This window comes from Maribacter sp. Asnod1-A12, from assembly GCF_045063735.1.
In the GTDB taxonomy this organism is placed as follows: domain Bacteria; phylum Bacteroidota; class Bacteroidia; order Flavobacteriales; family Flavobacteriaceae; genus Maribacter.
In genome coordinates this window covers 1-2,766 of the sequence record NZ_JBEFNZ010000004.1, presented here as the reverse complement: position 1 = coordinate 2,766, position 2,766 = coordinate 1, and the positions used below count along the sequence as shown (strand labels likewise).

The window sequence follows — 2,766 nt, the reverse complement described above, 5'->3', positions numbered from 1 at the left end:
AGAGATTTTTTTATCTGTTTATGTATAGGTAACCCGACTTGTCCAAGTTATCCCCGTTGTTATTATACTTGATCACATAGAAATACACGCCAACCGGTAACTCGGAATCTTGGTTTATCGTAGCTCTACCATTAGAAACACCTTGAAAGGTATTCGTAACATTATTGTAACCGATCATCTCATACACTATAACACCCCATCGATTATATATCTGTACCGTGTTGCTAGGGAACGACTCGATATTCTCTATCAAGAATTCATCATTGATACCATCATTATCTGGTGTTATGATTTCATTAATAACAGAAATACCAGTTTCTACCAATTCTGAATCACAACCTGCTTCTAAAGTAGGTATACCGTTTAACGAGTCACATGGATTCAATGGATCCGTACCGTCTTCAATCTCTTGACCGTCTGGTATCGTGTCTCCATCGGTATCTGCTACATCTGGGTCTGTACCAATGGCTTCTTCTTGCGAGGTAGTCAAACCATCATTATCACAATCAGAAATCAAATAATCACCGCCTTGTTCAACGGTAATATTATTGTCAATAAAATCACAAGGATCTTCTGGATTGGTATTATCATCAATTTCTTGACTATTAATTACACCATCACCATCACAATCGGCAACTAAGTAATCACCTGAGAAAGCTAAAGTAACATTCTCTATTATGTAATCACAAGGGTCATTCTTATCTGTACCGTCTGCTTCTTCTTGCGTATCCAGTACACCATCACCATCGCTATCACCAATTTCTCTAAAGTCCACTTCTGGTGTAGTATCATCGTCATCATTATCCGTACCATCGGCGCCTGTATCTAAATCATTGTTTATATCAAGACCTGGTGTATCGTCAAAGCCGTCATCCAATCCGTCTGCATCAGAATCAACACCCGCAAAGGTACCTTGACCTGCTTCATCAACATCTAGAACACCATCATCTTCAGAATCAAGATCTAAGTAATCTGGAGTTCCATCACCATCCGTATCTTCTGGAATTAATCCACCTGGGTAGTTGATATCCAGTCCTGCTTCATCAAAAGCATCGGCAGGAACAACATACGCTAAGGTAGGCTGTGCTTCTACATTATCTGGAATACCATCGTCATCCGCATCGATATCCAAGTAGTCAGCTTCTCCTGTACCATCTGTATTTGGTGGAACCGTTCCTTCTGAACTATCTGCTTGACCATCTGTATTTGCGTCAGAAAAACCAGTATCATCAGCATCAATAACGCCATCTGCATTTGTATCAAGTGCACCGTTACCGGCTTCCACTACATCTGTAATACCATCATTATCTGAATCAATATCAAAGTGATTAGGAATTCCATCACCGTCAAAATCGAACGCTGGTTCCGTTGTTCCGTTTACATCTCCAATTAATGGGTCGTTTGGATCATCATCAGAATGGTTAGGAACACCATCGTTATCGTCATCGGCACTTGGGTCGACTCCATTGGCTTCATCTAAATCTGAGATACCATCGTTATCGTCATCAAGATCTATTGTATCGGGAATACCATCTTTATCATAATCTAGGATATCTCTAAAATCTACCTGAGTTAAATCAGCATCATCTTCGTTATCCGTTGCAATGGCACCTGTATCCAAATCGTTATTAACATCTAGTCCTGGCGTATCATCATAAGCATCATTAAGACCATCTCCGTCAGAATCTGCCAATGGATCAGTCATTGTACCTTGACCAGCTTCTATTGCATCTGAATTACCATCATTATCAGAATCTGCATCTAGATAATCTGGAATTAAATCCGTATCAGTATCCTCAGGTCTTAAGCCATTAGGATAGTTCGTATCTAAACCATTGAAATCAAAAGCATCGGCAGGCGCAACATATCCATTTGTTGGTTGTGCTTCTACATTATCTGGAATACCGTCATCATCGGCATCGATATCTAAGAAATCTGCATTTCCGGTAGTATCGCTATTCAGTGGTGTTAGACCTTCTGAACTATCTGCTTGACCGTTACCAGTTGTATCTGAAAATCCATCATCATTGCTATCAATTACACCATCATTGTTCGTATCCAAAGCATCATTACCAGCTTCATACACATCAAAGATTCCGTCATTGTCTCCATCTAAATCAAAGTGATTTGGTATACCATCGCCGTCAAAATCGAATGCCGGTTCTGTTGTTCCGTTTACATCGCCAATTAATGGATCGTTTGGATCATCATCGGAATGGTTTGGAACACCATCATTATCATCATCTGCACTTGGGTCGATTCCATTAGTTTCATCTAAATCTGAGATTCCATCGTTATCGTCATCAAGGTCTACCGTATCTGGAATACCATCTTGATCATGATCTAATATCGATCTGAAATCAACCTCAGTCAAATCTGAATCATCTTCGTTATCTGTAGCGATTGCACCTGTATCTAAATCGTTGTTTACATCATATATTGAAGTAGTATCATCAAATGCATCGTTCAGTCCGTCACCATCTGCATCTGCGGAAGGATCTGTAATTGTACCTTGACCAGCTTCTAATATATCGTTAATACCATCCGCATCAGAATCTGCATCTAAATAATCAGGAATTAGATCACCATCGGTATCTTCTGGAGTTAAACCAACAGGGTAGTTGGTATCTAAACCATTCGTGGCCTCGGCATCTGCAGGGGCAATATAGCCCGCTGTAGTTTGTGCCTCTACATTATCTGGAATACCATCATCATCTGCATCAATATCTAAATAGTTTACACCACCGGTACCATCTGTATTTGGTA

The 2,766-nt window shown here is 40.0% G+C and carries 1 protein-coding gene; it reads right to left on the bottom strand.

What is annotated here, in order from left to right:
* Window positions 1–10: 10 nt before the first annotated feature.
* On the bottom strand, window positions 11–2,766 hold a 2,756-nt coding region (locus ACJJVP_RS00025), incomplete at its 5' end, for a gliding motility-associated C-terminal domain-containing protein (protein WP_405409756.1).